This window comes from Desulfovibrio desulfopostgatei, assembly GCF_053570645.1.
This window is the reverse complement of the sequence record NZ_JBRBQS010000002.1, coordinates 1088835-1112884: the sequence shown is the minus strand read 5'-3', so window position 1 is coordinate 1112884 and position 24050 is coordinate 1088835. Positions and strand designations below refer to the sequence as shown.

The following is a 24050-nucleotide window of genomic DNA, read 5'->3' as shown; positions in this document are numbered from 1 at the left end:
AATCGCTAATAAGCTGTGTTGCCGCTGGCGTAGCTCAACTGGCAGAGCAGCTGATTTGTAATCAGCAGGTTGCGGGTTCGAGTCCCATCGCCAGCTCCACAAGAAGCTGAACGAAGATCGGACTTTCCGACTTTTCGGCAAGAGTGGAGGGGTTCCCGAGTGGCCAAAGGGAACAGACTGTAAATCTGTCGTCGTAAGACTTCGGTGGTTCAAATCCACCCCCCTCCACCACCACTTTTCCGTCGCCAAATACTGGACGGTTGGTGGCTGGTTTGAATAAACTGCCTTGGCTGTAGGAGACAGGACGCCTGTCGGGGAACTACGGTAGCGTGCGGGAATAGCTCAACGGCTAGAGCATCAGCCTTCCAAGCTGAGGGTTGCGGGTTCGAATCCCGTTTCCCGCTCCAAAATCCTGCCTGATTCCGCCTCCCCCTCAGTCACCTTGTCCGCCAATGCACGTTCCCTGGTGTCCAGGGACTGAATGCGGATAGCGGGCCGCCCAACGGAACTTCCCACTACCGCAGCCGTTACGCGAGGAGCAGGCGTTACAGCTCTACGAATTCAAAACGAATTTAGTAACGCAGGTAAAACGCAAACATTTTTTTCTCCAGGGAGACGTACAATGGGCAAGGAAAAATTTGAACGCAAAAAGCCCCATGTAAACATCGGCACCATCGGCCACATCGACCATGGCAAGACCACCCTCACCGCCGCCATCACCAAGATCGCCGGCCTGAAGGGCTCGGGCAAGTTCATTTCGTATGACGAAATCGACAAGGCCCCCGAAGAAAAGGAACGCGGCATCACCATTTCCACCGCACACGTGGAATACGAAACCGCTACCCGTCACTACGCCCACGTTGACTGCCCCGGCCACGCCGACTACATCAAGAACATGATCACCGGCGCTGCCCAGATGGACGGCGGTATCATCGTTGTGGCCGCCACTGACGGTCCCATGCCCCAGACCCGTGAGCACATCCTGCTTGCCCGTCAGGTCGGCGTGCCCCAGCTCGTGGTGTTCCTGAACAAGTGCGATCTGGTTGACGACGAAGAACTGCTGGAACTCGTGGAACTTGAAGTTCGCGAACTGCTCTCCAGCTACGACTTCCCCGGTGATGACGTTCCGGTTATCCGCGGTTCCGCCCTTAAGGCTCTGGAATGCGATAACCCCGACGCGCCCGAAGCCAAGTGCATTCTTGACCTTCTGCAGGCTTGCGACGACTTCATTCCCGAACCGGAACGCGACATCGACAAGCCCTTCCTGATGCCCATCGAAGACGTGTTCTCCATCTCCGGCCGTGGTACCGTTGTTACCGGTCGTGTGGAACGCGGTATTCTGAAGGTCAGCGACGAAGTGGAAATTGTGGGCATCAAGCCCACCCAGAAGACCATCTGCACCGGCGTGGAAATGTTCCGCAAGCTGCTTGACCAGGGTCAGGCTGGCGACAACATCGGCGCCCTGCTTCGCGGCACCAAGCGTGACGACGTGGAACGCGGCCAGGTTCTTGCCGCTCCCAAGAGCATCACGCCCCACAAGAAGTTCAAGGCTGAAGTGTACGTTCTCTCCAAGGAAGAAGGCGGCCGTCATACCCCGTTCTTCTCTGGCTACCGTCCTCAGTTCTACTTCCGTACCACTGACATCACCGGCATCATCAACCTGCCCGAAGGCGTGGAAATGGTTATGCCTGGCGATAACTCCCAGTTCATCGTTGAACTCATCGCCCCCATCGCCATGGAAGCTGGCCTGCGTTTCGCCATTCGCGAAGGCGGCCGCACCGTTGGCTCCGGTGTGGTGACCGAAATCATCGAGTAGCATATGCGAGTTAATATCATACTGGCCTGCACTGAGTGCAAGCGCCGCAACTACAGCACCCGGAAGAACAAGAAAAACACTACCGGTCGGCTGGAAATGAAAAAGTATTGTCCCTGGGATAAGAAGCACACTGTGCATCGCGAAACCAGGTAAAATAAACTTCCGCCGGGGGGCGATAAGCCCCCCGGACGGTGTGCAGGGCAGTAGCTCTAACGGCTAGAGCGGCGGTCTCCAAAACCGCATGTTGGGGGTTCGAATCCCTCCTGCCCTGCCATTTTTTATCTCCGGATTACACCATGGCAAAAAAACAAGCTCAAGCTGCCGACCTTAAGGCGGACAAAGGCCCGAACCCTGTCGTACGGTTTACTCGCTACGTTGAGGACGCCAAGGCCGAATTGCGCAAGGTCACCTGGCCTACGTTGCAGGAAACGCGCAAAGCCACCTTGGCCGTTTTGGGCTTTGTAGCCGTGATGGCTGTCATCCTGGGGCTGGTGGACTTTGGTCTGTCTTCCCTGATCAAGACCCTATTGTCCTGAAGGCCGATATGAAAGACCCTGTTATCGACGAAACTTCCGAGCTCTGCAAAAAGGCTCGCTGGTACATCGTGCACACCTACTCGGGTTTCGAGCAGCGTGTGCAGAAGACCATTAACGAGTTGCGCCGCACCGGACAGGATGAAGGGCTTATTGAGGAAGTTGTTGTTCCCACTGAAAAGGTTATTGAACCTACCAAGGGTGGACAGCAGCGCACCTCTACGCGCAAGTTCTATCCCGGGTATGTCATGGTGCGTATGACCATGACGGATCTTTCCTGGCATCTGGTACAGTCCATCCCCAAGGTCACCGGCTTTGTGGGCGGCAAAAACCGTCCTACCCCAATGCGTGAGAGTGAAGCACAGCGCATTCTCTCCCTGATGGAGTCTCGCCAGGAAACGCCACGGCCCAAGTTCAACTTTGACCGCGGCGACGAAGTACGCGTTATTGAAGGGCCGTTTGGCGGCTTCAATGGCGTTGTGGAAGACGTCAACTACGACAAGGGGAAACTGCGCGTTTCCGTTTCCTTTTTTGGTCGTCAGACCCCTGTGGAACTGGATTTCGTGCAGGTATCCAAAGGTTAATGACTTGCCCCCCGCGCGACAGGGCTTTGCCTTGAACTGCGCGAGCAGCGATGAAGGATAACTCAAATGGCCAAGAAAGAAGTTGCCAAAATCAAACTGCAGATCCCCGCTGGCGCGGCTAACCCCTCGCCGCCGGTTGGTCCTGCCCTCGGTCAGCACGGCCTGAACATCATGGGTTTCTGCAAGGAATTCAATGCCCGCACCATGGAACAGAAGGGCACGATCATTCCTGTGGTCATCACCGTGTACGCCGACCGCTCTTTCACCTTCATCACCAAGACCCCCCCGGCCTCGGTGCTGATCATGAAAGCCGCCAAAATTGAAAAGGGTTCCGGCGAACCCAACCGCAACAAGGTTGGTAGCCTGAGCATGGCGCAGATTGAAGAAATCGCCAAGCTGAAGCTGCCCGATCTGAATGCTGCAAGCATTGAGTCTGCGGTGAAGTCCATTGCTGGTACCGCTCGCAGCATGGGCATTGACGTTAAGTAAGGCCCTTTTAAAGCCGTGAGCGCCCTTGGGCGCTCGTTGCATATACGGCACACTGGTCTTACGGCTGCAATAGCTTTAAAACGCTTGGCAGCCATCGTTGAAATCAATTGTACTGCCGCCTTTGCGCAAGACAAAGTTCGGCAGGAGATGCAAAACGAAAGGATTATCTCATGCCCACACATGGCAAGAATTTCCGCAAGGCGCTTGAAGGCAACAACCTTCAGGAACGCTTCAGCATTGAAGACGCCGTCAGCAAATCGCTTGGCGCTTCCTTTGCCAAATTTGACGAAACTGTTGACGTGGCCGTGCGCCTCGGCGTTGACCCCAAATATTCCGACCAGATGGTTCGCGGCGCTGTGACCCTGCCCCACGGGCTTGGCAAGACCGTTCGCGTGGCCGTGTTCTGTAAGGGCGAAAAGCAGGCGGAAGCCCGCGAAGCCGGTGCGGATGTTGTGGGTGCCGAAGATCTGGTCGCCAAGGTCAAGGAAGGCTGGCTCGAATTTGACGCCGCCGTGGCTACCCCCGACGTTATGGCTCTTGTGGGCCAGATCGGTCGCGTGCTTGGCCCCCGTGGCCTTATGCCCAACGCCAAGACCGGCTCCGTCACCTTTGATGTGACCAAGGCCGTTACCGAACTTAAGGCCGGTCGCGTGGACTTCAAGGTTGACAAGGCTGGCGTGCTGCACGCTCCCCTTGGCAAGGTTTCCTTTGGCCCCGAAAAGATTCTGGGCAACCTCAAGGCCCTGCTTGACGCCGTGAACCGCCTTAAGCCTTCCGCCGCCAAGGGCAGCTACATGCTCTCCATGGCAGTGTCCACCACCATGGGCCCTGGCTTCAAGGTTGACATGACTCAGGTTAAAAAATTTCTTGAGGGCTAAGCTCTCAAGGCTGTGGGCGCACTGTATGTCAGTGCGCCCACAATCTGTCTAAGGATACGGAATTCGAGTCGAAGACGACAGGTGGGCGCAAGCTCTTAATACCCTGTCCAGACACTTCTTCTTTGGCTCGGCATTCCACCTGGCAACCCCGAACGTGAGAGGTATCACGTGAACAGGTCTGGAAAAGCCGTAATTATTGAAGCCGTTAAGGCCCGCGCCGACAAGGCTTCTTTTGCGGTTATCACGGACTTCAAGGGCATGACGGTGGAAGAGCTGACGAACCTGCGCGTTTCTCTGCGTAATGCAGGCGGCGAATATCTCGTCGTTAAAAACACGCTTGCCCGTATTGCTCTGACCGACGGTACGCACAACGCTATCAAGGACAAGTTCCATGATAACTGCGGCGTAGCCTTTGGGTTCGATGACCCCGTGGCGGTGGCCAAGGCGCTCAGCGATTTTGCCAAGCAAAGCAAGCTCTTTGAGCTTCGCTGCGCCAGCCTGGACGGCAAGGCTATGGATGCCGCCCAGATTGACGCACTGGCCAAGCTGCCCGGAAGGGAACAGCTCCTCGGTCAGTTGCTCGGCACCATGAACGCCGTGCCCACCAACTTTGTTTCGCTGTTCGCCAACGTGGTGCGTGGTCTGCTTTATGCCCTCAAGGGCATCGAAGATCAGAAATCCAACGCCGCATAGCAAGCAACCATCGAATTATTTGCACTAAAGCCAAAGATCAGGAGACTTATCATGGCCGTTACCAAAGAAGAAGTTGTTGAATTTATCTCCAATATGACCGTTCTCGAACTTTCTGAGTTCATCAAGGAACTCGAAGAAAAGTTCGGCGTTTCCGCCGCTGCGCCTGCCGCCGCCATGATGATGGCTGCCCCCGCTGCCGCTGCTGAAGCCGCTGAAGAAAAGACCGAGTTCGACGTTATCCTGAAGGAAGCTGGCGCCAACAAGATCGGCGTCATCAAGGTTGTGCGCGCTCTGACCAGCCTGGGCCTCAAGGAAGCCAAGGAAAAGGTTGACGGCGCCCCCGCTACCCTGAAGGAAGGCGTGTCCAAGGAAGAAGCTGAAGAAGCCAAGAAGCAGCTGACCGAAGCTGGCGCCACCGTCGAAGTGAAGTAAGTTCGGTTTTATACCGTGCTTTTGAGGCGGAACCTTAGGGTTCCGCCTTTTTTATTGCTTTGACATGGCGCTCAGGCCGTTTTGCCCTTGCCCTGATATCTGTCAGGCTCAGTAACCTTCAAGACTACCGCCAAAACACCCTGCCTCCCTGCGCAGATCACGCGCCAACAAATCAGGCTTTGCATCCAAGTAAAAAGCCTCCATGCAAAAGCAGGGTCCCTTCTGCTTTTTGGTCGGTTCCCTGCCATTTTTCTTCAGTAAACGCTTACGGAATGTTGCCTGCAGTACGCGTATCGATGGCTTAAGTCATTCCACAGTCAGGGTTGGCGACAGATCGAATGCGCAACTATGATGAATGGTTGCAGCCCGCAAATTCAGTCAGATTCCCACCTCGACGGCCTGTCGTAAGCAGAGGGCAATTTCCCCCTCAAACCTTTCCGCTTTTAAGTCGTCCCAATTACCTTCTTCGCGAGCTGCCTTTGCGCAGATGTGAGACGCTTCGTCAAAATCCAAGCATACGCAGATTGCGTAAAAATTCACGATCCTCTCAGAGCTTCTGCCTGAAACAGCAGCGCATACTTTGTCGCGACCATATCTCCCACCTTCGTAACTCCTCTGTTTTACACAATTACATACTATTTTTGTATGTTTTACCATGCATATAAATGATCCGGATCTCTTTTGTGCGCTTCGACACATTCGCTCAAAATTGCATGTCAAAAATATTATCATAACTGTTTAAAATATATCTATTTTATTTGGCATCCACTTTGCAATATGTGTAAAAATTCCCAAGCTCAACAATTTACCATGCAAAGGAGAATACTATGGCTGACTCTTCCTCCTTCGAAGCGCTGAACCCGTATCAGATGTGCGACAAGGCGGCCGCTGTCATGGAGGGCAAGGCGCTCAAGCCCGCGCGCAAAGCTTTTTTGCTTGCCGTCATGGCAGGTGTGTTTATCGGGCTGGGTTTTGTGTATTGCGCCATAGCCAACGCGACCGGGGCGGGCAAAATTGTTGGCGGGCTGGTGTTCAGCCTGGGCCTCATGCTGGTTATTGTGCTGGGTGCAGATCTCTTCACCTCCACAACCATGACGCTTATTCCCCGTGCCAGCGGCAAAATCACCTGGGGACAGATGTTCTCCAACTGGGGCGTGGTTTACGCTGGCAACTTTGTGGGCAGCCTTATCCTGGTCGCACTGATCCTTTTGAGCGGCCACCCTTGGGAAAACGGCGGCAGCATTGCAGTCTTTTACATCAACACCACAGAGCACAAACTTACTCACACCTTTATTGAAGCGGTTTTTCTGGGGGCCATGTGCAACCTGATGGTCTGCCTGGGCGTGTGGATGAGCTACGCCGGGCGCTCGCTGTTCGACAAAATGATCGCCTGTCTGTTCCCTGTGGGCCTCTTCATCGCCTGCGGCTTTGAGCACAGCGTGGCGAACATGTTCATGATTCCCATCGGCATTCTCTGCAACAACATGATGCCGCCCGAAGTGGCCGCCAAGCTGGCCGATCCCGCGCACATCGCCTCTGTGCTGAACTGGCAGAACTTCATCTTCAAGAATCTCATTCCTGTGACGCTTGGCAACATCCTTGGCGGCGGCGTTTTTGTGGGTCTGTTCCACTGGCTCATCTACCTGAAGCACGGTCACGATGACCATCAGGCTGCCACCAAACCTGCGCCGCAAAAAGAGTCCCCGACCATCGGCTAAAATGTCGAAGCTGTCGAAGCCCTTCGTCAAAAGTGTCGAACACGGCTTTATGGATACCCCGCCGCACGGACAGCGGGCAGAGATATTCCCCAAAATGCGCATGAATACTCGGTTTGTGCATAATGGCACGTATTCTGCTCAACAAGGGCCATTATCACGATCCCTTGCGTAACGAGGAAGGTTATGAACCATTTCATTTTTGCGGATCCGGTCAAGTGCATCGGCTGCAATACCTGCATGGCGGCATGTTCGCTGGCGCATGAGCAGCAGGGGCTGCTCAGCAGGCCCCGGCTTGAGGTCATGCGCTACGGCAACGGCACAGCGCCTGTGAGTTGCCGCCATTGCGAAGACATGCCCTGCGCCAAAGTCTGCCCGGTGAACGCCATCACAGCCACGGGGCATTCAGTGCACATCAACGAAAGCAACTGCATCGGTTGCAAACTGTGCGGCCTGGCCTGTCCTTTCGGGGCCATCACCCCCGCTGCCGACAGGCCAGCCGGGCACCCGGAAGTGTACGAGCATTACGTGCCGGAAGAAGAACTGGCCGACGCTCCAGGCAGCAATTACTCCATGCCGCCTTTTCTGGCCTGGAATGTGGGCCGCCGCACCGTCGCCGTTAAGTGCGACCAATGTTACTTTCGCTCGCGCCCGGCCTGCGTGGAGGCCTGCCCCACCACGGCTTTGCGCCTTGTGGATGAAAAAACGCTGGCAGAACTGCAAAACAGCAAACGTGTTGCCGCGCTTGAGCAGGAAAAACACGGTGATGATGCCGCCCCGGCGGCAATAACCATGTCGGGGGTGCAGCATGCGTGATCCACTTGAAATCCTGCTTTGGGCTGTGCTGGCCTACATGGCCGGTGGCGTGCTTTCCCTGCTGCTAGGCCGCAACGAGCGGGCAGCCATTACCATCAACGGTCTTTTTGGCGCGCTTGGCGGCGCGCTTGGTCTGTACGCTGTTTTGCCCTTTTTGCTGCAACGTGCAGATGCCCTCAACCATGTTTACGCGGGGCCGTTCCCCTTTGCGCATCTGGCCGTGCGGCTGGATATGCTGGGAGCCTTCATGACGGGCGTCATATCCCTGCTGGCGGTTGCCGCTTCCATCTATTCCATTGCCTATGTGCGGGAATACGAAGGCAAGGGCGCGTCAGCCATGGGCTTTTTCATGAACACCTTCATCGCCTCCATGGTGGCGCTGATGGTCATGGACAACGCCTTCTACTTCATCATCTTTTTTGAAGTCATGTCGCTGTCTTCCTACTTTCTGGTCATTGCCGATCAGGAAAGCGAAGCCGTCAGCGCCGGATTGCTCTACTTTTTCATCGCGCATGCCGGGTCTGTGCTGATCATGGCATCGTTTTTCATCATGTATTGCCATACGCCCAACAACAGCCTTGATTTTGCGGCCTTCCGTCAGGCGCAGATTTCGCCTGCCATGGCATCAATAGCCTTTTTGCTGGCATTTTTCGGCTTCGGCGCAAAGGCTGGCATGCTCCCTCTGCACGGCTGGCTGCCCAGGGCGCACCCGGCCGCGCCCTCGCACGCCTCGGCCATGATGTCTGGCGTGATGGTCAAAATCGGCGTGTTTGGCATCATCAAGGTGGGTGCAGACCTGCTGGGCGGCGTGGATATGCCTGTCTGGTGGGGTGTTGTGGTGCTGACCTTCGGCGCAGTTTCGTCCGTGCTGGGCGTTATGTACGCTCTGGCGGAACACGACATCAAACGCCTGCTTGCCTACCACACCGTTGAAAACGTGGGCATCATCCTCATGGGCGTGGGCGTGGGCCTCATGGGTCTGGCCCTCAAAAACCCGCTGCTGGCAGCTCTGGGATTTCTGGGCGCGCTCTATCACCTGCTGAACCATGCCGTGTTCAAGGGCCTGCTTTTCCTCGGCGCTGGCGCCATCATCTACAAGGTGCACACCAAGGACATGGAGAAGATGGGCGGCCTTGGCAAGCGCATGCCCCGCACGGCCATGGCCTTTCTGGTTGGCTGCATGGCCATTTCGGCCCTGCCGCCCCTCAATGGTTTTGTCAGTGAATGGTACACCTATCAGGGCCTTGTGAGCATCAGCCAGCATTCTTCCGCCATTGCCCGCCTTTCCGGCCCTGTGGCAATCGTGATGCTGGCCATCACCGGCGCTCTCGCCGCCATGTGCTTTGTAAAGGTATACGGCATCAGCTTTTGCGGGCAGGCGCGCAGCGCCAAGGCTGCGGAAGCCACGGAAGTTCCCGCTGCCATGACGCTTTCCATGCTTGGGCTAGCCGCGCTGTGCGTGGTGCTGGGCGTGGGCGCGGCCTGCGTGGCCCCTGTCATCAGCGCCGTGGCCGACTCACTCACCACAAGCCAGCAGCACTTTGAAGCCGTACGGCAGGGTGTGCTTGTTCCCGGCGCAGATGCCGCCACCGGGCTTTCGCCCACGCTGGTGATGCTTCTGCTGCTGGGCGGCATGCTTTTGCCCCTGCTGCTCTTTATGGCTGGCAGGGCCGACCGCCTGCCCATGCGCCGCAAAAACGATCCCTGGGCCTGCGGTTATGGTTACGAAGAACGCATGGCCCTTTCTGTCGGCAGCTTTACACAGGGTCTGCGCCACGTGTTTGCGGGGCTGTACCGCCTGCGTCAGGCGCTTGATCCGGCCCCGGCCATGTCGCGTGCGCTTGACTCGGTCATCCGTACTGCCCGGCGTGTGGAGCCCATGTGGGACGACGGCATCCTTGCCCGTATCGTCCGCACCGCACAAAAAATCGGCATATGTGTGCAGCGGCTGCAGCAGGGCGATTTCCGCGTCTACTGCCTGTATATCATCATCGCGCTTATCGCGCTGCTTCTCATCAAAGCCGCCTAGGGGGAATCATGTTTACCATGCAATCCTTGTCCTGGCCGGTATCCTTGCTGCTGGCCGCAGCGCAGACCTTGCTTCTGCTTTTGCTGGCCCCTCTGCTGTCCGGCATTTCGCGTAAAATCCGGGCCAGAATGCACTCGCGCCTTGGCCCCCTGGGGGCAGCTGGCGTGTTACAGGACTACCGAGACCTGGCCAAACTCATGACCCGGCAGGAAGTGGCCCCTGCGCAGTCGGGCATCATTTTCCGCATCATGCCCTTTGTGCTCATTGCCAGCGCAGCGGCCATCGCCATGACGCTGCCCCTGATCGTGACCGGCTCCCAGATGGCGAGCGCGGCAGATCTGATAACCTTGCTGTATCTTTTCGCTCTCTACCGCTTTTTCTTCGCCCTTTCCGGGCTTGATTCCGGCAGCCCCTTTGCGGGCATGGGCGCAAGCCGCGAAATGTTGCTGGGCGTACTGGTGGAGCCTGTGCTCATGCTGGCCCTGCTGGTGGCGGCCCTTATTGCTGGTTCCACCAACCTCGGCGTCATCAGCGAGATATTCCGCCAGAACTGGGGCGGCTCCATGCCCACGGCAGCGGCACTGGCCATGGTGGCCTGCGCCTTTGCCGTGTTTATTGAAATGGGCAAGATCCCCTTTGACTACCCCGAAGCGGAACAGGAGCTTCAGGAAGGCCCGCTGACCGAGTATTCCGGCCCCGGTCTTGCCCTGGTCTGCCTTGGCGTGAAGTTCAAGCAGGCAGTTGTGGCCAGCGTGTTCATCAGCGTGTTTCTGCCCTTTGGCAATGTAACGCCCGAGAACCTCAGCGTTGTATCCGTGCTGACCGCCACAGTCATATTCGTTCTGAAGCTGCTGGTCATTTTTGTGCTGGCCTCGCTGTACGAAAACAGCCTTGCGCGCGGGCGCTTTTTGCTGACCCCGCGCGTCACATGGTCCGGTTTCGGCGTGGCGGCCCTGGCATTCGTCTTTTACTTCAGCAAGCTCTAGGGCGTCGAGGAAGAAGTCATGGATAAAATTGCACTGGCAACAATCCTGATACCGTTCATCGGCGCGTTGCTCGCCGCCTGTTTGCCGTATCGCGCGGCACGGGCGCTGGCGCTGGTGGTTGCCCTTGCCGCTTCGGCAGGCAGCGCGGCCCTTGGTCTGGCATACTTCAACGCAGGTATGCCCGAAAACTGCACATTCAGCCTTGTGAGCTACAACTCCGCCATGTTTGGCGGGGCTGGGCACACAGTGGAAATATTTGGCGTACTTGTAGACAGGGTAAGCACGCTCATCTGCTTTGCCGTGGTTTTTCTCGGTTTTCTGGTGGTGCTGTATTCCACAGCCTACCTGACCAAGGGCAACCGCGAGCATCCGCATGAAGGCACCACCCGCTTTTACGCCATCATGCTGGCCTTTATCGGCGCAATGGCCGGGCTTACGCTGTCCTCAACCCTCTTTGGCCAGCTGCTGTTCTTTGAAATCACCGGCGGCTGCTCGTGGGGTCTGATTGGTTACTACCAGACGCCCAAGTCGCTGCGTTCGGCCATGAAGGCCCTGCTGGTGACCCACCTTGGCGCTCTGGGCCTGTATGTGGCTGCGGCATGGCTGTTCCATGAAACTGGCTCCTTCGCCCTTTCCGGCATTGCCGGGCTTGGCGACACAGCCAAGATCATCGTCGTGGGCGGCGTACTCTTTGCGGCCTGGGGCAAGTCCGCCCAGATTCCCATGCACATGTGGCTGCCCGACGCCATGGAAGCGCCCACCCCGGTAAGCGCCTATCTGCACGCGGCATCCATGGTCAAGGTGGGCGTGTTCATCTTTGCCCGCGCCGTCATGGCCGCCGGGGACATCCCCCCGGTTGTTGGTCAGGTGGGCATGGTCATGGCCGTGATAACCCTTATCTACGGCTTCATCATGTACCTGCCGCAGACCGACATGAAGCGTCTGCTGGCCTATTCCACCATCACCCAGCTTTCGTACATCTTCTTTGCCATTTCTCTGGCCGCCCTGTGCACGGACCCTGTTCTGCGCAATACGGTGCTGCTGTTTGGCGCGATCGCCTACATTTTCAACCACGCTTTTGCCAAGAGCCTGTTTTTCCTTGTTGCTGGCGCGCTCAGCTACACATGCGGCACGCGCACCCTCACCCAGTTGCAGGGAATCCTGTCACGCCTGCCTCTGCTGGGCGTGGGCTTTTGCGTGGCGGCACTGGCCATCACCGGCGTGCCGCCGCTCAATGGCTTTTTCAGCAAGTACCCCATCTTCACCACCGGTTTTGCCCTTGGCTCAACCCACTGGCTGGTGCTGGTGCTGACGGTGCTGGTCATGATCGAATCCGTGGGCAGCTTTGCCTGGTTCCTCTACTGGTTCGGCAAGACTGTTCCCGGCAAACCCTCTGAGGTTGTGGCGCAGGCGCAGCCTGTGCCCGCCGCCATGAAGCTGGTGCTGGCCATCCTTGTTTTCATGTCGTTCTGTTCCAGCATCATGGCCGTTTACTGGTTGAACCACGGAGGCTAAGCATGTTGAGTTCAAGTATAATCATCAACAATCTCGCGGGGCTTTTGGTGGTCACATCCCTGATGGTGGTCACCTGCAAAAAAGCCACAACATCCGCCTTGCTGTACGCTGTGCAGTCTACCGTGCTGGTGCTCTCGTTCATAGCGCTGGGCGGCCTGATGCAGGCGCACGAACTGTACACCTGGGCCGGAACCGCCGTTCTGACCAAGGTCATCCTTGTGCCGCTGATAATGTACAAGGCCCTCGGCAAAATGAGCGACCCTGAAGCGCAGGGAATGGTCATTCCCACATCTGTGGTCGTCATACTGTCAGCCGTTCTGCTGCTCTTGTGCCACTTTGTGGTGAGCACGGTTCAGGTGCCCATCATTACCCAGCACGGTCTTGAGCCTGTACTGGCCGTATCGCTTGGTCACTTCATGATCGGCGTCATGTGCATTGTGGTGCAGCGCAACATCATCAAGCAGATATTTGGCTATTGCCTGATGGAAAACGGCGCGCACATGACCCTGGCCCTGCTGGCCAATCAGGCCCCGCATCTTGTGGAAATAGGCATTTCCACAGACGCCATCTTCGCGGTTATCATCATGGTTTACATGGTGCGCCGCATCTTCACCACCATGAACACGCTGCGCGCGCATGATCTTTCCGCGCTGAAGGGGTGAGCCATGAATGTCATGACCAACAGCAACCCCATGCTTTTTTACCTGCTGCTCGCCGCGCCATTGATCACGTCGCTGCTGTGCTTTGCCTGCGCCTTCTGCGGGCGCGGCATACGCGCCGTGGTCAACATCATCAATACGGCAGGCTGCGCGGCCCTTCTGGTCACGGCCTACGGACTTGTAAGCAGTGTATATGAGCATGGCGCTCTTTTTGCCGCCGGCAAGTGGCTGTACCTCGACAGCCTTTCGGCCATGTTTCTGGCCGTGCTGGCCGTGCTTGGCACCATTACCGGCCTGTATTCCTACGGATACATGAAGCAGGAAGTGGACCACGGCGAAGTCTCCGTGCCAACCCTCTGCAACTATTACGGATTCTTCCACCTGTTCATCTTCACCATGGTTTCGGTGATCACCACCAACAACCTGATCCTCATGTGGGCTGGCGTGGAAGCCACCACCCTTGCCTCGGCCTTTCTGGTGGGCATTTACGGGCAGAATTCCTCGCTTGAAGCGGCCTGGAAGTACATTGTCATCTGCACCGTGGGCGTGGCCTTTGGCCTCTACGGCACGGTGCTGGTGTACTCCAACGCCTCCGCAGCAATGACCGCCCAGGGGCTTGACCCCTCGGACGCCATCTTCTGGACCGAAGCCCTGCGCTATGCGGACGGCCTTGATCACACCCTCATGTATCTGGCCTTTGTGTTCGTACTGATCGGCTTTGGCACCAAGGCCGGGCTGTTCCCCATGCACGCATGGCTGCCCGATGCCCACAGCGAAGCCCCAAGCCCCACCAGCGCCCTGCTTTCCGCCGTGCTGCTCAAGGCGGCCATGCTGGTCATCCTGCGCTACTACATCCTTATCAGCCGCAGCATCTCAAGCGCTGTGCCGCAAAACATGCTGCTGGTTTTCGGTCTGCTTTCCATACTTGTAGCGGCGTTCAGCATGATCTCGCAAAACGACATCAAGCGCCGCTATGCTTATTGCAGTGTTGAAAACATGGGCATCATCGCCGTGGGCCTTGGCTTTGGCGGCCCGCTGGGCATCTTTGCCGCCCTCTTCCACGTTATCAGCCACAGCCTTGCCAAAGGTCTGGTGTTCTGCGTGTCGGGCAACGTGCTGCTCAAGTACGGCACGCGCGACATGACCACCGTGCGCGGCATGCTCAAGATCATGCCTGTTTCCGCCGTGTTTCTGGCAGCGGGAACCCTGGCTCTGGGCGGCCTGCCGCCGTTCAGCGTATTCCTGAGCGAATTCATGGTGGTCGTTTCCGGCATCACCGCCGGTCATATGTATCTGGTTGCTGCTCTGGCCGTGCTGCTCATGGTCGCTCTGGGTGCGCTGGTGCATCTGGTGGCGGTGACGCTCTCCGGCCAGGCGCCGGAATCCATTGCAAAAGGCGAACAGGGCAGCATGACCCTTATCCCCGCCGCCGTGCTGCTGGGCCTGCTGCTAGTTATGGGCACCTGCACGCCCGCCCCTGTGGTGAACATGCTCAACGCAGCCACCAGCATCGTGCTGGATAAAAATACCGCCACGGCCCAGGTGCAGCCCGCCCTGCGCGACATGGTACGCGCCGCTTCCCACGATACGGCGGATGCGGCGGAAGCCGACGACGCAAAGCAAACTTCTTCCCGTCAGGAGATATAACGTGAGCACGACCACGGAACAGACCCAACACCCCGCCAGCGACAATCGCGGCGCAGGGTATGTGGCAAACGTGCGGCAGCGCTTTCCCTATGCTGTTCTTGATGAAGAACGGCAAACCAGCAACCAGCTCACCATCACGGTCAAGCTGGAGGCTCTGCCCGATGTGGTTTCCTACCTTTATTACGATCAGGGCGGCTGGCTGCCGGTGGTTTTTGGCAACGACGAACGCACGCTCAACGGCAGCTTTGCCATCTACTACGCCCTTTCCATGGAAGAAGGCGAAAAATGCTGGATAGTTGTGCGCGCCTTTGTGGACGCCGACCGGCAGGAGTTCCCTTCCGTCACGGCCAGGGTGCCCGCCGCCGTGTGGGGCGAGCGCGAAATCCGCGACATGTACGGCCTCACACCCGTGGGCCTGCCCGATGCGCGCCGTCTGGTGCTGCCCGACGACTGGCCGGACAACCTGCACCCCCTGCGCAAGGACTGCATGGACTACCGCCAGCGCCCCGCGCCCACCACGGACACGGAAACCTACGACTTCATCAACGAGCTGGGCAGCAGTAAAAACCGCATTCTGCCCGTTGGCCCCATGCACGTCACTTCTGACGAACCCGGCCACTTCCGCCTGTTTGTTGACGGCGAAAACGTAGTGGATGCCGACTACCGCATGTTCTATGTGCATCGCGGCATGGAAAAAGCTGCGGAAGTACGCATGGGCTACCACGAAATCACCTTTCTGGCCGAACGCGTGTGCGGCATCTGCGGCTATGCCCACAGCATCGCCTACGCCAACTCGGTGGAAAACGCCCTGGACATCAACGTGCCCATGCGCGCCCGCTGGATACGCACCCTGCTGCTCGAGGCAGAACGTCTGCACAGCCATCTGCTGAACCTTGGCCTTGTCTGCCACTTTACGGGCTTTGACTCCGGCTTTCAGCAGTTCTTCCGCGTGCGTGAAAAATCCATGACCATTGCCGAGCTGCTCACCGGGTCGCGCAAGACCTACGGCCTCAACCTTATCGGCGGCATCCGCAACGACATTCTGGCCGATGCGCGCAAAACTACCACGGCCCTGCTCAATTCCATTGAAAAGGAAGTGGCCGAGCTGGTGGACATGCTCCTCAGCACCACCAACTTTGAACAGCGCACCAAGGGCGTGGGCATTCTCGACCGCAAGGTGGCCCGCGACTACAGCCCCGTTGGCCCCATGATCCGCGGCAGCGGCTTTGCACGGGATGTACGCGCCGATCATCCCTTTGAAGGCTACGCCCATATTCCCGTCAACGTCTTCTCCTTTGACGGTTGCGACATCTTCTCCCGCGCGCTTGTGCGGGTGAAGGAAGTGTTCGACTCCATCGCCCAGTGCCGCTACGTGCTGGACAACATGCCCGGCGGCCCGGTGCTGACCGAAGGCTTCACCTACACGCCCCACAAGTTCGCTCTGGGCTTTACCGAGGCCCCTCGCGGCGAAGACGTGCACTGGAGCATGACCGGCAACAACCAGAAGATATTCCGCTGGCGCTGCCGCGCGGCCACCTACGCCAACTGGCCGGTGCTGCGCTACGCCCTGCGCGGCAATACGGTTTCGGACGCCGCCCTCATCATCGGCAGCCTTGACCCCTGCTATTCCTGCACAGACCGCGTCACCCTTGTGGATGTGCGCAAAAAGAAGGCCAAGACCGTATCGTATCAAGACTTTGAGCAGTACGGCATTGACCGCAAACATTCACCCCTGCCCTGAAGCATGTGGCAACGCGTATGAAAACCACGAACATTCACCAGAACCGCGCGCGGCAGCGCAGTACGGCCCCCGCCACATGGGCGGCCCGGCATTGTGCCGCAGCGGCGGCCATGCACATGCGCAACATGCTTGAGGAGGCGCTGTCATGCTGAAATTACTCAAAATAGTCCGTGATGCAGGCGAGGTAACGATCAAGTATCCCTTCGCGCCTGCCGAATTCACGCCCACATTCCGTGGCAAGCCGGAATATGATCCCAAACGCTGCATTTCGTGTGCAGCCTGCGCCATCGCCTGCCCGCCCAATGCCCTGACCATCGAAACGGATCTGGAAAAGGGCGTGCGCACCTGGCAGTTCTGCGCCGGGCGCTGCATCTTTTGCGGTCGCTGCGAAGAGGTTTGCCCCACAAGGGCCTTGCGCCTCTCGCAGGAGTTTGAACTTGCCGTCATGCGCAAGGACGACCTTTATGAACGCTGCACCTTCAGCCTGTGCCACTGCCGCCAGTGCGGCACCCCCTTTGCCCCGCAAAAAGAGGTGGACTACGCGCTGGCCCTGACCATGCAGGCTGACGGCATTACAGAAGAAGACCCCGACCAGCGGCTGCAGTTTGAAACCTGCCCCCAGTGCAAGCGCAAGCAGACCCTCGGCCTCAAGCCCCGGCAGGAGGTATAGCCATGTCCATTGTTCCCTATGCCTACGCGCCCGGTATCTCGCACTACAAAACCGAACCCGTCAGCGTTGAGGATTCCATAGCCGCGCTCAAAGGTGCGCTTTTGCAGCGCATTCAGCGCTCCGCCTACGTCTACCGCATCGACTGCGGCGGCTGCAACGGCTGCGAAATTGAAATCTTCGCGTCCATCACGTCCATTTTTGATGCCGAGCGTTTCGGCATCAAGGTGGTTCCCTCGCCCCGCCATGCGGATATTCTGCTGTTCACGGGCGCTGTTACCCGCGCCATGCGCATGCCCGCCCTGCGCGCCTTTCACAACGCGCCTGACCCCAAGATATGCGTCTCTTACGGTGCCTGCGGGTGCAGCGGCGGCATCTTCCACGACATGTATTCCGTGTGGGGCGGCAGCGACAAGATTGTGCCCATTGACGTGTACATTCCCGGCTGCCCGCCAACCCCGCAGGCTACGATCTATGGCTTTGCCATGGCCCTTGGCCTGCTGGATCAGAAGCTCAAGGAGCGCAATCACGAGGAATCCGGCGCAGCCGCTCCAGCGCCCCTGCTGCCCGATGCCCCGCTCGACATCCGCGTGCGGATTGAACGCGAGGCGCGTCTGCTGGCTGGCTACCGCCAGGGCAGGGAAATCAGCGACAGGTTCTTCCAGTGCCTTGAGGCCGGGAGCACCGCCGCCCTTGAAGCAAACCTGCAAAAATGGATTCGCGATGCCGAAGACCCCCGCCTGACGGAAATTCTCTTCCGCCTGCGCGAAGTGTTTTTCGACAGCCTGAACGTTGGGCAGGATCAGGGGATCTGCCATGACTGAAATGGTCAGCTTTCACGCGCTGCGGCGAAAGTTTCTGGATACGCAGAAGGATCTTCCCGAGTCTGACGCTACCAAGCAGGTCATGTACTACTCCCTTGCCATCGGGCATCACGTGGGAGTTATCGACTGCCTCGTCAAAGTGCTGGAATGCCCCAAGGACGCCTACGAAGCATGGGTGGGCCTGCTGCCCGAGGGCGAGGCCCGCCGCAAGATGAGCGGCCTGCTGACCTTTGGCGAAATCCATATTGACGCCAACCACGCGGGCATGCTGGGCAAGGCTTTTGCCGAAGCCATGCCCGGCATGGACGAGCCATACAAGGGCTGGAGCGCTGTACTCATGGAGCAACTGGCCGCCATTCAGCGCGAGCCTGCGCTCTACCTCATGGTGCAACTGCCCCGGAGGATGGAATGACAGCCCCCGCCCCCCAAGACTGCAATGTGGTGCTGACCGTGGGCAACAGCCTCATGGGCGATGACGGCGCAGGCCCGCTTTTGTGCGAACGCATGGAGGCAAACCCTGTGCCGGGCTGGACTGTGGTGGACGGCGGCTCCATGCCTGAAAACGTCACCTACTCGGTCAAAGCCATGAAGCCCCGGCGTCTGCTCATTGTGGACGTTGCCACCCTCGGGCTTGCCCCCGGTGAGATGCGCTTTGTGGACAAGGAGCGCATTCGCTCCATGGGTATAGCCAGCACTCACAACATGCCCCTCTCCTTCATTATGGACGAACTGGAGCGGGAGATTGAACAGGTTGTATTTCTGGGCATCCAGCCGCAGGAAGTGGGCTTTTGTCTGCCTGTTACCGATGCTGTGCAGCATGCGGTGGAGCGTATTCATGCGGGGCTGGCGGACGGCCTAGGCGACATTCCCTGGCTGGCCTGAAAATTCGTCAAAAATGACGAAATAGGACCAATCTGGCTAACTGTCTGGAGTAATAGCGATTGTTATAAATTTCACACAAGTTTGCCATTCGACAGTTCGACACTTTTGACGAACCTGCGCGTACACGGTTTTTACATCAATCGTAACAGTGCAGAATGCCAGATCATTTTTGCAACATACTGGCATTCTTGTTGCATTTTAACGAATACTGGCCGGCCCCACGTCGAGCCGTAAAACAAGCAAAGGCTTTCTATGAAAAAACGCATAGCGGCCAATCCAGGGCGCTGCATAGGCTGCCGCACCTGTGAGATAGCCTGCGCCCTGGCGCACAGTGAACTGCGTATTGAAGACATGACCGCCTCTGACTTCAAAGCCAGAGTCGCCATCCTGAAGCACGAAGACATCAGCACTCCGGTTGCCTGCCGCCAGTGCGAAGACGCCCCATGCGCATCGGCCTGCCCCTGCGGGGCCATTGTTGCCGACAGCGAGAGCGTCACCGTGCTGCGGCACAAGTGCATAGGCTGCAAGGCCTGCATCATGGCCTGCCCTTATGGGGTCATGCGGGTCACAAGCCACAAGGTGCGCCGTACAGTATGCGGCAAACCGCTGGGATTCAGCCGCAAGGCCCTGGCGCAAAAGTGCGATCTGTGCGCCAGCGTGCCCGAAGGCCCCTCCTGCGTGCGGGCCTGCCCCACCGATGTGTTGTTCGTGGTGGAGGATGAAACTGTGCAGCCCGCAGGAACAGCAGCATTTCAGTAAGCGGTCATTGGTGCTGTTACACCTGCCCCTGATTGAAATGTGGCGCAACATGCCTGCCAGAGCAGCGGAGTGCTCGCCGCTGTTAAAATGAATACAAGAGGTTATCATGAAAAAAGTAATAGAAGTCTGCCCGTACTGCGCTTCGGGCTGCAAGATCAACCTGCTGGTTGAGAATGGCCGCGTGGTTGGCGCAGAAGGCGCCAACGGCCTGACCAACCAGGGGGCCTTGTGCCTCAAGGGTCTGTATGGCTGGGATTTTATCAACGACACCAAGATCCTGACCCCCAGAGTCAAAAACCCCATGATCCGCCGCAAGCGTGGCGGCGAGTTTGAGGCTGTGTCCTGGGATACGGCCATCGACTACACTGCGTCGCGTCTTATGGCCATCAAAGAAGAATTTGGCCCCGATTCCATCATGGTATCCGGTTCTTCCCGTTCCACCGGCAACGAAACCAACTACATAATGCAAAAATTCGCCCGCGCGGCTCTCGGCACCAATAATGTCGACTGCTGCGCGCGGGTCTGACACGGCCCATCCGTTGCAGGTCTGCAACAATCGGTCGGCAATGGCGCAATGAGCAACTCCATTGTGGAGATTGAAGACACTAAATGCTTGTTCATCTTTGGGTGGAATCCGGCAGATTCACACCCCATTATCGCCCGCAGGGTGGTAAAGGCGAAAGAAAAAGGGGCAACCATCATTGTCTGTGATCCGCGCAAGATTGAAACTGCGCGCATCGCCGACCTGCATGTTCCCCTGAAAAACGGTTCCAACGTGGCCTTCGTCAATGCTTTGATGAACGTCATCATTAACGAGGGGCTTGCGGACAGGGAGTTCATAGAAAGGTACACAACGGGTTTTGAAGAACTCAAAGCCATTGTGGATAACTATCCTCCTGAAGCGGTTACGGAAATCACGGGCATTGATGCCGAAACCATCCGCAAGACCGCCCGCATGTATGCCACTGCCCCAGAGGGGGCGGGCATTTACTGGGGCATGGGCGTATGCCAGTTCTATCAGGGCGTGGAGACCGTACGGGCACTGACCTCCATGGCGCTGATTACCGGCAACATAGGCAAACCCCACACCGGCGTTGCTCCGGTGCGCGGGCAGAACAACGTGCAGGGCGCCTGCGACATGGGCGCGTTGCCCAATGTGTTTGTGGGCTACCAGAGCGTGACAGACCCGGCCATGCGCGAAAAATTCGCCAAGGCCTGGGGGGTTCCTGTTGAAAAAATGTCCCCCAAGGTGGGTCATTTCCTGAGTGAAGTCGCCGCAAGCGCTTCTGCTGGCAGGCTGAAGGCATTCTACTGCATGGGTGAAGACCCCTTGCAGACAGAACCCGACCTTTCCGGCGTACGCAGCGGCTTCAGCAAGCTTGACCTGCTTATTGTGCAGGACTGCTTTATGACCAAGACAGCAGCCGTGGCCGACGTGATCTTTCCCACCACCACGTGGGGCGAGCACGAAGGCGTGTACTCTGCTGCCGACCGTGGTTTCCGGCGCTTCTACAAGGCTGTGGAACCGCAGGGCGATGTAAAGGTGGACTGGGACATCATCTGCCGTCTGTCCACAGCCATGGGCTATCCCATGCGCTACAACAACACCAGGGAGATATGGAACGAGCTGATCTCGCTCTCGCCCAAGTATGCGGAAGCGACCTATGAAAAGCTCGATGCAAACGGCGGGCTTGGCTACATCCAGTGGCCCTGCACCAAGGATGCCCCCAACGGCACCCAGGTGCTTTACGCACAGCCTGACGGCAGCATCAAGTTTGAAACCCCGGACGGCCTGGGCCACCTTTTTACGGTGGAATGGGTCCCGCCTGTGGAAAAAATCAGCTCCGAGTTCCCGCTGGTGCTTTCTACCGTGCGCGAAGTGGGCCACTACTCCTGCCGCTCCATGACAGGCAACTGCAAGGCGCTGGCGGCACTGGCGGACGAACCCGGCTTTGTGCAGATGAACGACAAGGATGCGGAAGCCCTCGGCATCCGCGACCATGAGCTTGTGTGGGTGCAGTCGCACCACTCCAAGGTCATCACCAGGGCGCAGACCAGCCCGCGTACCAACCAGGGCGCGGTGTACATGACCTACCAGTGGTGGATTGGCGCATGCAACGAATTGGTGGGCGAGGTCTTGAGCCCCATCACCAAAACGCCGGAATACAAGTATGTGCCTGTCCGTGTTGAAAAAATAGAAGATCAGACATGGGCTGAAAGCCATGTGGTGCAGGTGTACAGCGAATTGAAGCAACGCCTGCGCAAGGAAAAGGCCAACGGCTCCGCGCAGAAAATCCCTGCCTGACTCCGATAACCCTCAACAACTCCCCGCGCGGTCACTCCCATGGTGCAGCCGCGCGGGGAACCACAATCATGAAACAGCCGCCGGATGCTTCCATAAGTATTGAACGCACCATTACCCGCGTCGGGCCTCAGGGCCGCCGCGAGGTCATGGACATACTCCTGCGTGAAGAACGCTACGAACTCGTCTGCAACGGCACTTGCGTGGCCGAGCTGCACTGCATGCCCAGCCTGCTGCGCGAGCTTGCCGTGGGGCGGCTCCGCACCCTGGGGCTTTTGCATGAAATCTCCGCGCTGCGGGCGCTTTCCATTGATGAGCAAAACCGCGTCATAGAGGCCTCCGTGGCGGAATCGCCTGCGCCAGCAGTGAGCGCGCCCAGCGATGTGCGCCTTGCCGCAGCGCAGGTGCATGCGCTGCAACTGGCCTTCAACGAGCGCTGCGACCTCTTCCGCGCCACGGGCGCGGCCCACAGTTGCGCCCTGGCTACCCCGAATGGCCTGCTGCTTTTCTGCGAGGATATCGCGCGCCACAACGCGCTGGACAAGGTCATTGGGGCCATGCTGCTGCAAGGGCTGAGTCCGGATGGAAAAATCCTCATTTTCAGCGGGCGGCTCGCCTCTGACATGCTCTCAAAAGTTGTGGCCTGCGGTGTAAGGCTGCTTATCGCACCGGGAGCCCCCTCGCTCACCTCCGTAGAAATGGCCGAGGCTCACGGCATCACCCTGCTGGGCTTTGTACGCCGCGACAACATCAATATTTACACCTGTCCGCAAAGGATATGCTGAGATGAATCGCGCCCTGCACTCCTTTGCGGCTGACGCACAGCCCCATGTTTCTGCCCTGCCGGAGCGTGAAAGCCTGCCGCTGGAGGAAGCCCTGGAGCTTCTTTTGCAGCGCACGCCCACAGTTGCAGAATCGGAGGAAGTGCCGCTTTTTGACGCCGATGGCCGCATATGTTTTGCCCATATGCGCGCCGAGTTGCCTCAGCCGCCCTACAACCGGGTTCAGGTGGATGGATATGCCCTGCGCAGCTCCGACATTGCCAGCGCCACGGCGGAACGTCCCGCCATGCTGCTGGTAACGCAGCACCTCTATGCCGGTGATGCACCAGGCCAGCCCCTTGAACCCGGTCAGGCGGCACGCGTGACCACAGGCGCAGTCCTTCCTCCGGGAGCGGACTGCGTGGTGTGGCAGGAGGACACGTTGGCGGATGGCCAGACCGTGGTGATTTCGCGCAGTCTTGCGGCCATGCGCAACTGCCGCATGTGTGGGCAGGACATGGAACGCGGCAGCACTCTTGCCGAGAGCGGCGATGTGCTGCACAGCGGCACCCTCAGCCTCCTGGCTGGTCAGGGCCATACCCATGTGCGCGTATTCCGCCGCCCAAGGGTCAGCCTGCTGGCAACAGGCAGCGAGCTTGTGCTGCCCGGCGCTCCGCTGCCGCAGGGCGGCGTTTACAACATCAGCAGCACCCTGCTGGGCGTGCGCCTGCGTAAAATGGGCGCGCGCATACTCCGCATGATGACCAGAGGCGACAACCGGCAGGCATTGCAGGAGCTCCTCGCCGAAATGCTGGCCGAGAGCGATCTTGTCATCACCACGGGCGGGGCTTCTGTTGGCCCCAAAGATCTTGTGCCCGGCATTGCTTCAGAGATTGTGGCGGAACAGGGCGGCAGCATGCTTTTTCAGAGCCTGCGCCTCAAGCCCGGCTCCATGACCTTGGCTGCAGCACTGCCGCAAACCCTGCTGCTGGGCCTTTCGGGCAATCCTGTGGCTGCTGCCGCAACCTTTGGTCTGCTGGCGGTTCCGGTGCTGAAGAAAATCGGCGGCGCAACGCGCTTTGCGCCCCTGCGGCAAAAGGCCGTGGCCCGCAACGATTTTGGCTCCTGCCGCAAGGACGAACGCCGCATTGTGCTGGCGCGGCTTGAAGGCAGGGATGTGTATTTTGCGCGCGATGCGCAACGCATGGGGCAGCCAGCCCTGTGCGACGACTGCAACTGTTTTGTGGATATTCCCGCTGGCAGCGCTCCTTTGCGCAAAGGCATGGAGGTAGACGTCATTCTTGCCTGATCCCCTCGGGCAA

General features: G+C 58.3%; 25 protein-coding genes and 4 tRNA genes. All 29 read left to right on the top strand.

The window, feature by feature from the left end; genetic code table 11:
• Positions 1-23: 23 nt before the first annotated feature.
• The 29 genes from ACUZ9Q_RS04910 (at position 24) to ACUZ9Q_RS04770 (ending at position 24037) form a co-directional block, all read left to right on the top strand.
• Positions 24-99, top strand: a tRNA-Thr gene (locus tag ACUZ9Q_RS04910).
• Between the two features lie 46 nt (positions 100-145).
• Positions 146-231: transfer RNA gene (locus ACUZ9Q_RS04905), tRNA-Tyr, on the top strand.
• A 100-nt stretch (positions 232-331) separates the two neighbouring features.
• Positions 332-407, top strand: a tRNA-Gly gene (locus ACUZ9Q_RS04900).
• Positions 408-622: 215 nt separating this feature from the next.
• The gene (tuf, locus tag ACUZ9Q_RS04895) at positions 623-1816 is read left to right on the top strand and encodes an elongation factor Tu (protein WP_192111376.1); all 1194 of its coding nucleotides are present in this window, start codon (positions 623-625) and stop codon (positions 1814-1816) included.
• 3 nt (positions 1817-1819) lie between these two features.
• Entirely contained in the window at positions 1820-1969 is a 150-nt protein-coding gene (gene rpmG, locus ACUZ9Q_RS04890) for a 50S ribosomal protein L33 (protein WP_008684737.1), read from the top strand.
• Positions 1970-2013: 44 nt separating this feature from the next.
• Positions 2014-2090: transfer RNA gene (locus ACUZ9Q_RS04885), tRNA-Trp, on the top strand.
• Positions 2091-2112: 22 nt separating this feature from the next.
• Positions 2113-2352 (top strand): preprotein translocase subunit SecE, encoded by a 240-nt coding sequence (gene secE, locus ACUZ9Q_RS04880; protein WP_022658436.1) that lies wholly within the window; start codon positions 2113-2115, stop codon positions 2350-2352.
• Positions 2353-2360: 8 nt separating this feature from the next.
• Positions 2361-2933, top strand: coding sequence for a transcription termination/antitermination protein NusG (gene nusG / locus ACUZ9Q_RS04875; protein WP_449247437.1), 573 nt, complete (start codon positions 2361-2363; stop codon positions 2931-2933).
• Between the two features lie 66 nt (positions 2934-2999).
• Positions 3000-3422 carry a 50S ribosomal protein L11 gene (rplK, locus tag ACUZ9Q_RS04870; RefSeq protein WP_022658434.1) on the top strand — a complete coding sequence of 141 codons (423 nt, stop codon included), beginning with the start codon at positions 3000-3002 and terminating at the stop codon, positions 3420-3422.
• A 170-nt stretch (positions 3423-3592) separates the two neighbouring features.
• The gene (gene rplA / locus ACUZ9Q_RS04865; protein WP_192111375.1) at positions 3593-4300 is read left to right on the top strand and encodes a 50S ribosomal protein L1; all 708 of its coding nucleotides are present in this window, start codon (positions 3593-3595) and stop codon (positions 4298-4300) included.
• 168 nt (positions 4301-4468) lie between these two features.
• The gene (gene rplJ, locus ACUZ9Q_RS04860; protein ID WP_192111374.1) at positions 4469-4993 is read left to right on the top strand and encodes a 50S ribosomal protein L10; all 525 of its coding nucleotides are present in this window, start codon (positions 4469-4471) and stop codon (positions 4991-4993) included.
• Positions 4994-5044: 51 nt separating this feature from the next.
• The gene (gene rplL / locus ACUZ9Q_RS04855; RefSeq protein WP_192111373.1) at positions 5045-5425 is read left to right on the top strand and encodes a 50S ribosomal protein L7/L12; all 381 of its coding nucleotides are present in this window, start codon (positions 5045-5047) and stop codon (positions 5423-5425) included.
• Between the two features lie 827 nt (positions 5426-6252).
• A complete protein-coding gene (focA, locus tag ACUZ9Q_RS04850) occupies positions 6253-7143 on the top strand; it encodes a formate transporter FocA (protein WP_300551504.1) in 891 nt (296 codons plus the stop codon).
• Positions 7144-7326: 183 nt separating this feature from the next.
• Positions 7327-7956 (top strand): 4Fe-4S dicluster domain-containing protein, encoded by a 630-nt coding sequence (locus ACUZ9Q_RS04845; protein WP_215647017.1) that lies wholly within the window; start codon positions 7327-7329, stop codon positions 7954-7956.
• Positions 7949-9985 (top strand): hydrogenase 4 subunit B, encoded by a 2037-nt coding sequence (gene hyfB, locus ACUZ9Q_RS04840; protein ID WP_449247436.1) that lies wholly within the window; start codon positions 7949-7951, stop codon positions 9983-9985. Before ACUZ9Q_RS04845 ends, hyfB begins: the two co-directional genes overlap by 8 nt.
• Before the next feature lie 8 nt (positions 9986-9993).
• Positions 9994-10971, top strand: coding sequence for a respiratory chain complex I subunit 1 family protein (locus ACUZ9Q_RS04835; protein WP_449247435.1), 978 nt, complete (start codon positions 9994-9996; stop codon positions 10969-10971).
• 18 nt (positions 10972-10989) lie between these two features.
• Positions 10990-12486 (top strand): hydrogenase 4 subunit D, encoded by a 1497-nt coding sequence (locus tag ACUZ9Q_RS04830; RefSeq protein ID WP_215647019.1) that lies wholly within the window; start codon positions 10990-10992, stop codon positions 12484-12486.
• Positions 12487-12488: 2 nt separating this feature from the next.
• A complete protein-coding gene (gene hyfE / locus ACUZ9Q_RS04825; protein WP_215647020.1) occupies positions 12489-13148 on the top strand; it encodes a hydrogenase 4 membrane subunit in 660 nt (219 codons plus the stop codon).
• A 3-nt stretch (positions 13149-13151) separates the two neighbouring features.
• The gene (locus ACUZ9Q_RS04820) at positions 13152-14792 is read left to right on the top strand and encodes a hydrogenase 4 subunit F (RefSeq protein WP_215647021.1); all 1641 of its coding nucleotides are present in this window, start codon (positions 13152-13154) and stop codon (positions 14790-14792) included.
• Between the two features lies 1 nt (position 14793).
• On the top strand, positions 14794-16533 hold the full coding sequence (locus ACUZ9Q_RS04815; protein ID WP_346654770.1) for a hydrogenase large subunit: 1740 nt from the start codon (positions 14794-14796) through the stop codon (positions 16531-16533).
• A gap of 17 nt (positions 16534-16550) precedes the next feature.
• Positions 16551-16685, top strand: a complete 135-nt coding sequence (locus ACUZ9Q_RS04810) for a hypothetical protein (protein WP_324837183.1) — start codon at positions 16551-16553, stop codon at positions 16683-16685.
• Positions 16679-17203, top strand: a complete 525-nt coding sequence (locus ACUZ9Q_RS04805) for a formate hydrogenlyase complex iron-sulfur subunit (protein ID WP_449247434.1) — start codon at positions 16679-16681, stop codon at positions 17201-17203. Before ACUZ9Q_RS04810 ends, ACUZ9Q_RS04805 begins: the two co-directional genes overlap by 7 nt.
• Positions 17204-17205: 2 nt before the next feature.
• Positions 17206-18024, top strand: coding sequence for an NADH-quinone oxidoreductase subunit B family protein (locus ACUZ9Q_RS04800; protein ID WP_449247433.1), 819 nt, complete (start codon positions 17206-17208; stop codon positions 18022-18024).
• Positions 18017-18436 carry a formate hydrogenlyase maturation HycH family protein gene (locus ACUZ9Q_RS04795; RefSeq protein WP_449247432.1) on the top strand — a complete coding sequence of 140 codons (420 nt, stop codon included), beginning with the start codon at positions 18017-18019 and terminating at the stop codon, positions 18434-18436. Before ACUZ9Q_RS04800 ends, ACUZ9Q_RS04795 begins: the two co-directional genes overlap by 8 nt.
• Positions 18433-18906, top strand: coding sequence for a hydrogenase maturation peptidase HycI (gene hycI / locus ACUZ9Q_RS04790; protein ID WP_215647026.1), 474 nt, complete (start codon positions 18433-18435; stop codon positions 18904-18906). Before ACUZ9Q_RS04795 ends, hycI begins: the two co-directional genes overlap by 4 nt.
• Before the next feature lie 252 nt (positions 18907-19158).
• The gene (locus ACUZ9Q_RS04785) at positions 19159-19665 is read left to right on the top strand and encodes a 4Fe-4S dicluster domain-containing protein (protein ID WP_297145761.1); all 507 of its coding nucleotides are present in this window, start codon (positions 19159-19161) and stop codon (positions 19663-19665) included.
• A 106-nt stretch (positions 19666-19771) separates the two neighbouring features.
• The gene (gene fdhF, locus ACUZ9Q_RS04780; protein WP_449247431.1) at positions 19772-21970 is read left to right on the top strand and encodes a formate dehydrogenase subunit alpha; all 2199 of its coding nucleotides are present in this window, start codon (positions 19772-19774) and stop codon (positions 21968-21970) included.
• 68 nt (positions 21971-22038) lie between these two features.
• Positions 22039-22752, top strand: coding sequence for a formate dehydrogenase accessory sulfurtransferase FdhD (locus tag ACUZ9Q_RS04775; RefSeq protein WP_300553861.1), 714 nt, complete (start codon positions 22039-22041; stop codon positions 22750-22752).
• 1 nt (position 22753) lies between these two features.
• Complete coding sequence (locus ACUZ9Q_RS04770; protein WP_449247430.1) at positions 22754-24037, top strand: molybdopterin molybdotransferase MoeA; 1284 nt, start codon at positions 22754-22756, stop codon at positions 24035-24037.
• Positions 24038-24050 lie beyond the last annotated feature (13 nt).

Excerpts from the sequence above, each read along its gene's own strand:
- ACUZ9Q_RS04800 (WP_449247433.1), top strand. The coding sequence starts at position 17,206 with ATGTCCATTGTTCCCTATGCCTACGCGCCCGGTATCTCGCACTACAAA.
- ACUZ9Q_RS04810 (WP_324837183.1), top strand. The coding sequence starts at position 16,551 with ATGAAAACCACGAACATTCACCAGAACCGCGCGCGGCAGCGCAGTACG.
- ACUZ9Q_RS04770 (WP_449247430.1), top strand. The coding sequence starts at position 22,754 with ATGAATCGCGCCCTGCACTCCTTTGCGGCTGACGCACAGCCCCATGTT.
- ACUZ9Q_RS04845 (WP_215647017.1), top strand. The coding sequence starts at position 7,327 with ATGAACCATTTCATTTTTGCGGATCCGGTCAAGTGCATCGGCTGCAAT.
- ACUZ9Q_RS04820 (WP_215647021.1), top strand. The coding sequence starts at position 13,152 with ATGAATGTCATGACCAACAGCAACCCCATGCTTTTTTACCTGCTGCTC.
- ACUZ9Q_RS04775 (WP_300553861.1), top strand. The coding sequence starts at position 22,039 with ATGAAACAGCCGCCGGATGCTTCCATAAGTATTGAACGCACCATTACC.
- hyfE (WP_215647020.1), top strand. The coding sequence starts at position 12,489 with ATGTTGAGTTCAAGTATAATCATCAACAATCTCGCGGGGCTTTTGGTG.
- rplA (WP_192111375.1), top strand. The coding sequence starts at position 3,593 with ATGCCCACACATGGCAAGAATTTCCGCAAGGCGCTTGAAGGCAACAAC.
- nusG (WP_449247437.1), top strand. The coding sequence starts at position 2,361 with ATGAAAGACCCTGTTATCGACGAAACTTCCGAGCTCTGCAAAAAGGCT.
- rpmG (WP_008684737.1), top strand. The coding sequence starts at position 1,820 with ATGCGAGTTAATATCATACTGGCCTGCACTGAGTGCAAGCGCCGCAAC.
- tuf (WP_192111376.1), top strand. The coding sequence starts at position 623 with ATGGGCAAGGAAAAATTTGAACGCAAAAAGCCCCATGTAAACATCGGC.
- secE (WP_022658436.1), top strand. The coding sequence starts at position 2,113 with ATGGCAAAAAAACAAGCTCAAGCTGCCGACCTTAAGGCGGACAAAGGC.
- rplL (WP_192111373.1), top strand. The coding sequence starts at position 5,045 with ATGGCCGTTACCAAAGAAGAAGTTGTTGAATTTATCTCCAATATGACC.
- focA (WP_300551504.1), top strand. The coding sequence starts at position 6,253 with ATGGCTGACTCTTCCTCCTTCGAAGCGCTGAACCCGTATCAGATGTGC.
- hyfB (WP_449247436.1), top strand. The coding sequence starts at position 7,949 with ATGCGTGATCCACTTGAAATCCTGCTTTGGGCTGTGCTGGCCTACATG.
- hycI (WP_215647026.1), top strand. The coding sequence starts at position 18,433 with ATGACAGCCCCCGCCCCCCAAGACTGCAATGTGGTGCTGACCGTGGGC.
- ACUZ9Q_RS04795 (WP_449247432.1), top strand. The coding sequence starts at position 18,017 with ATGACTGAAATGGTCAGCTTTCACGCGCTGCGGCGAAAGTTTCTGGAT.
- rplK (WP_022658434.1), top strand. The coding sequence starts at position 3,000 with ATGGCCAAGAAAGAAGTTGCCAAAATCAAACTGCAGATCCCCGCTGGC.
- ACUZ9Q_RS04805 (WP_449247434.1), top strand. The coding sequence starts at position 16,679 with ATGCTGAAATTACTCAAAATAGTCCGTGATGCAGGCGAGGTAACGATC.
- ACUZ9Q_RS04835 (WP_449247435.1), top strand. The coding sequence starts at position 9,994 with ATGTTTACCATGCAATCCTTGTCCTGGCCGGTATCCTTGCTGCTGGCC.
- ACUZ9Q_RS04830 (WP_215647019.1), top strand. The coding sequence starts at position 10,990 with ATGGATAAAATTGCACTGGCAACAATCCTGATACCGTTCATCGGCGCG.
- ACUZ9Q_RS04785 (WP_297145761.1), top strand. The coding sequence starts at position 19,159 with ATGAAAAAACGCATAGCGGCCAATCCAGGGCGCTGCATAGGCTGCCGC.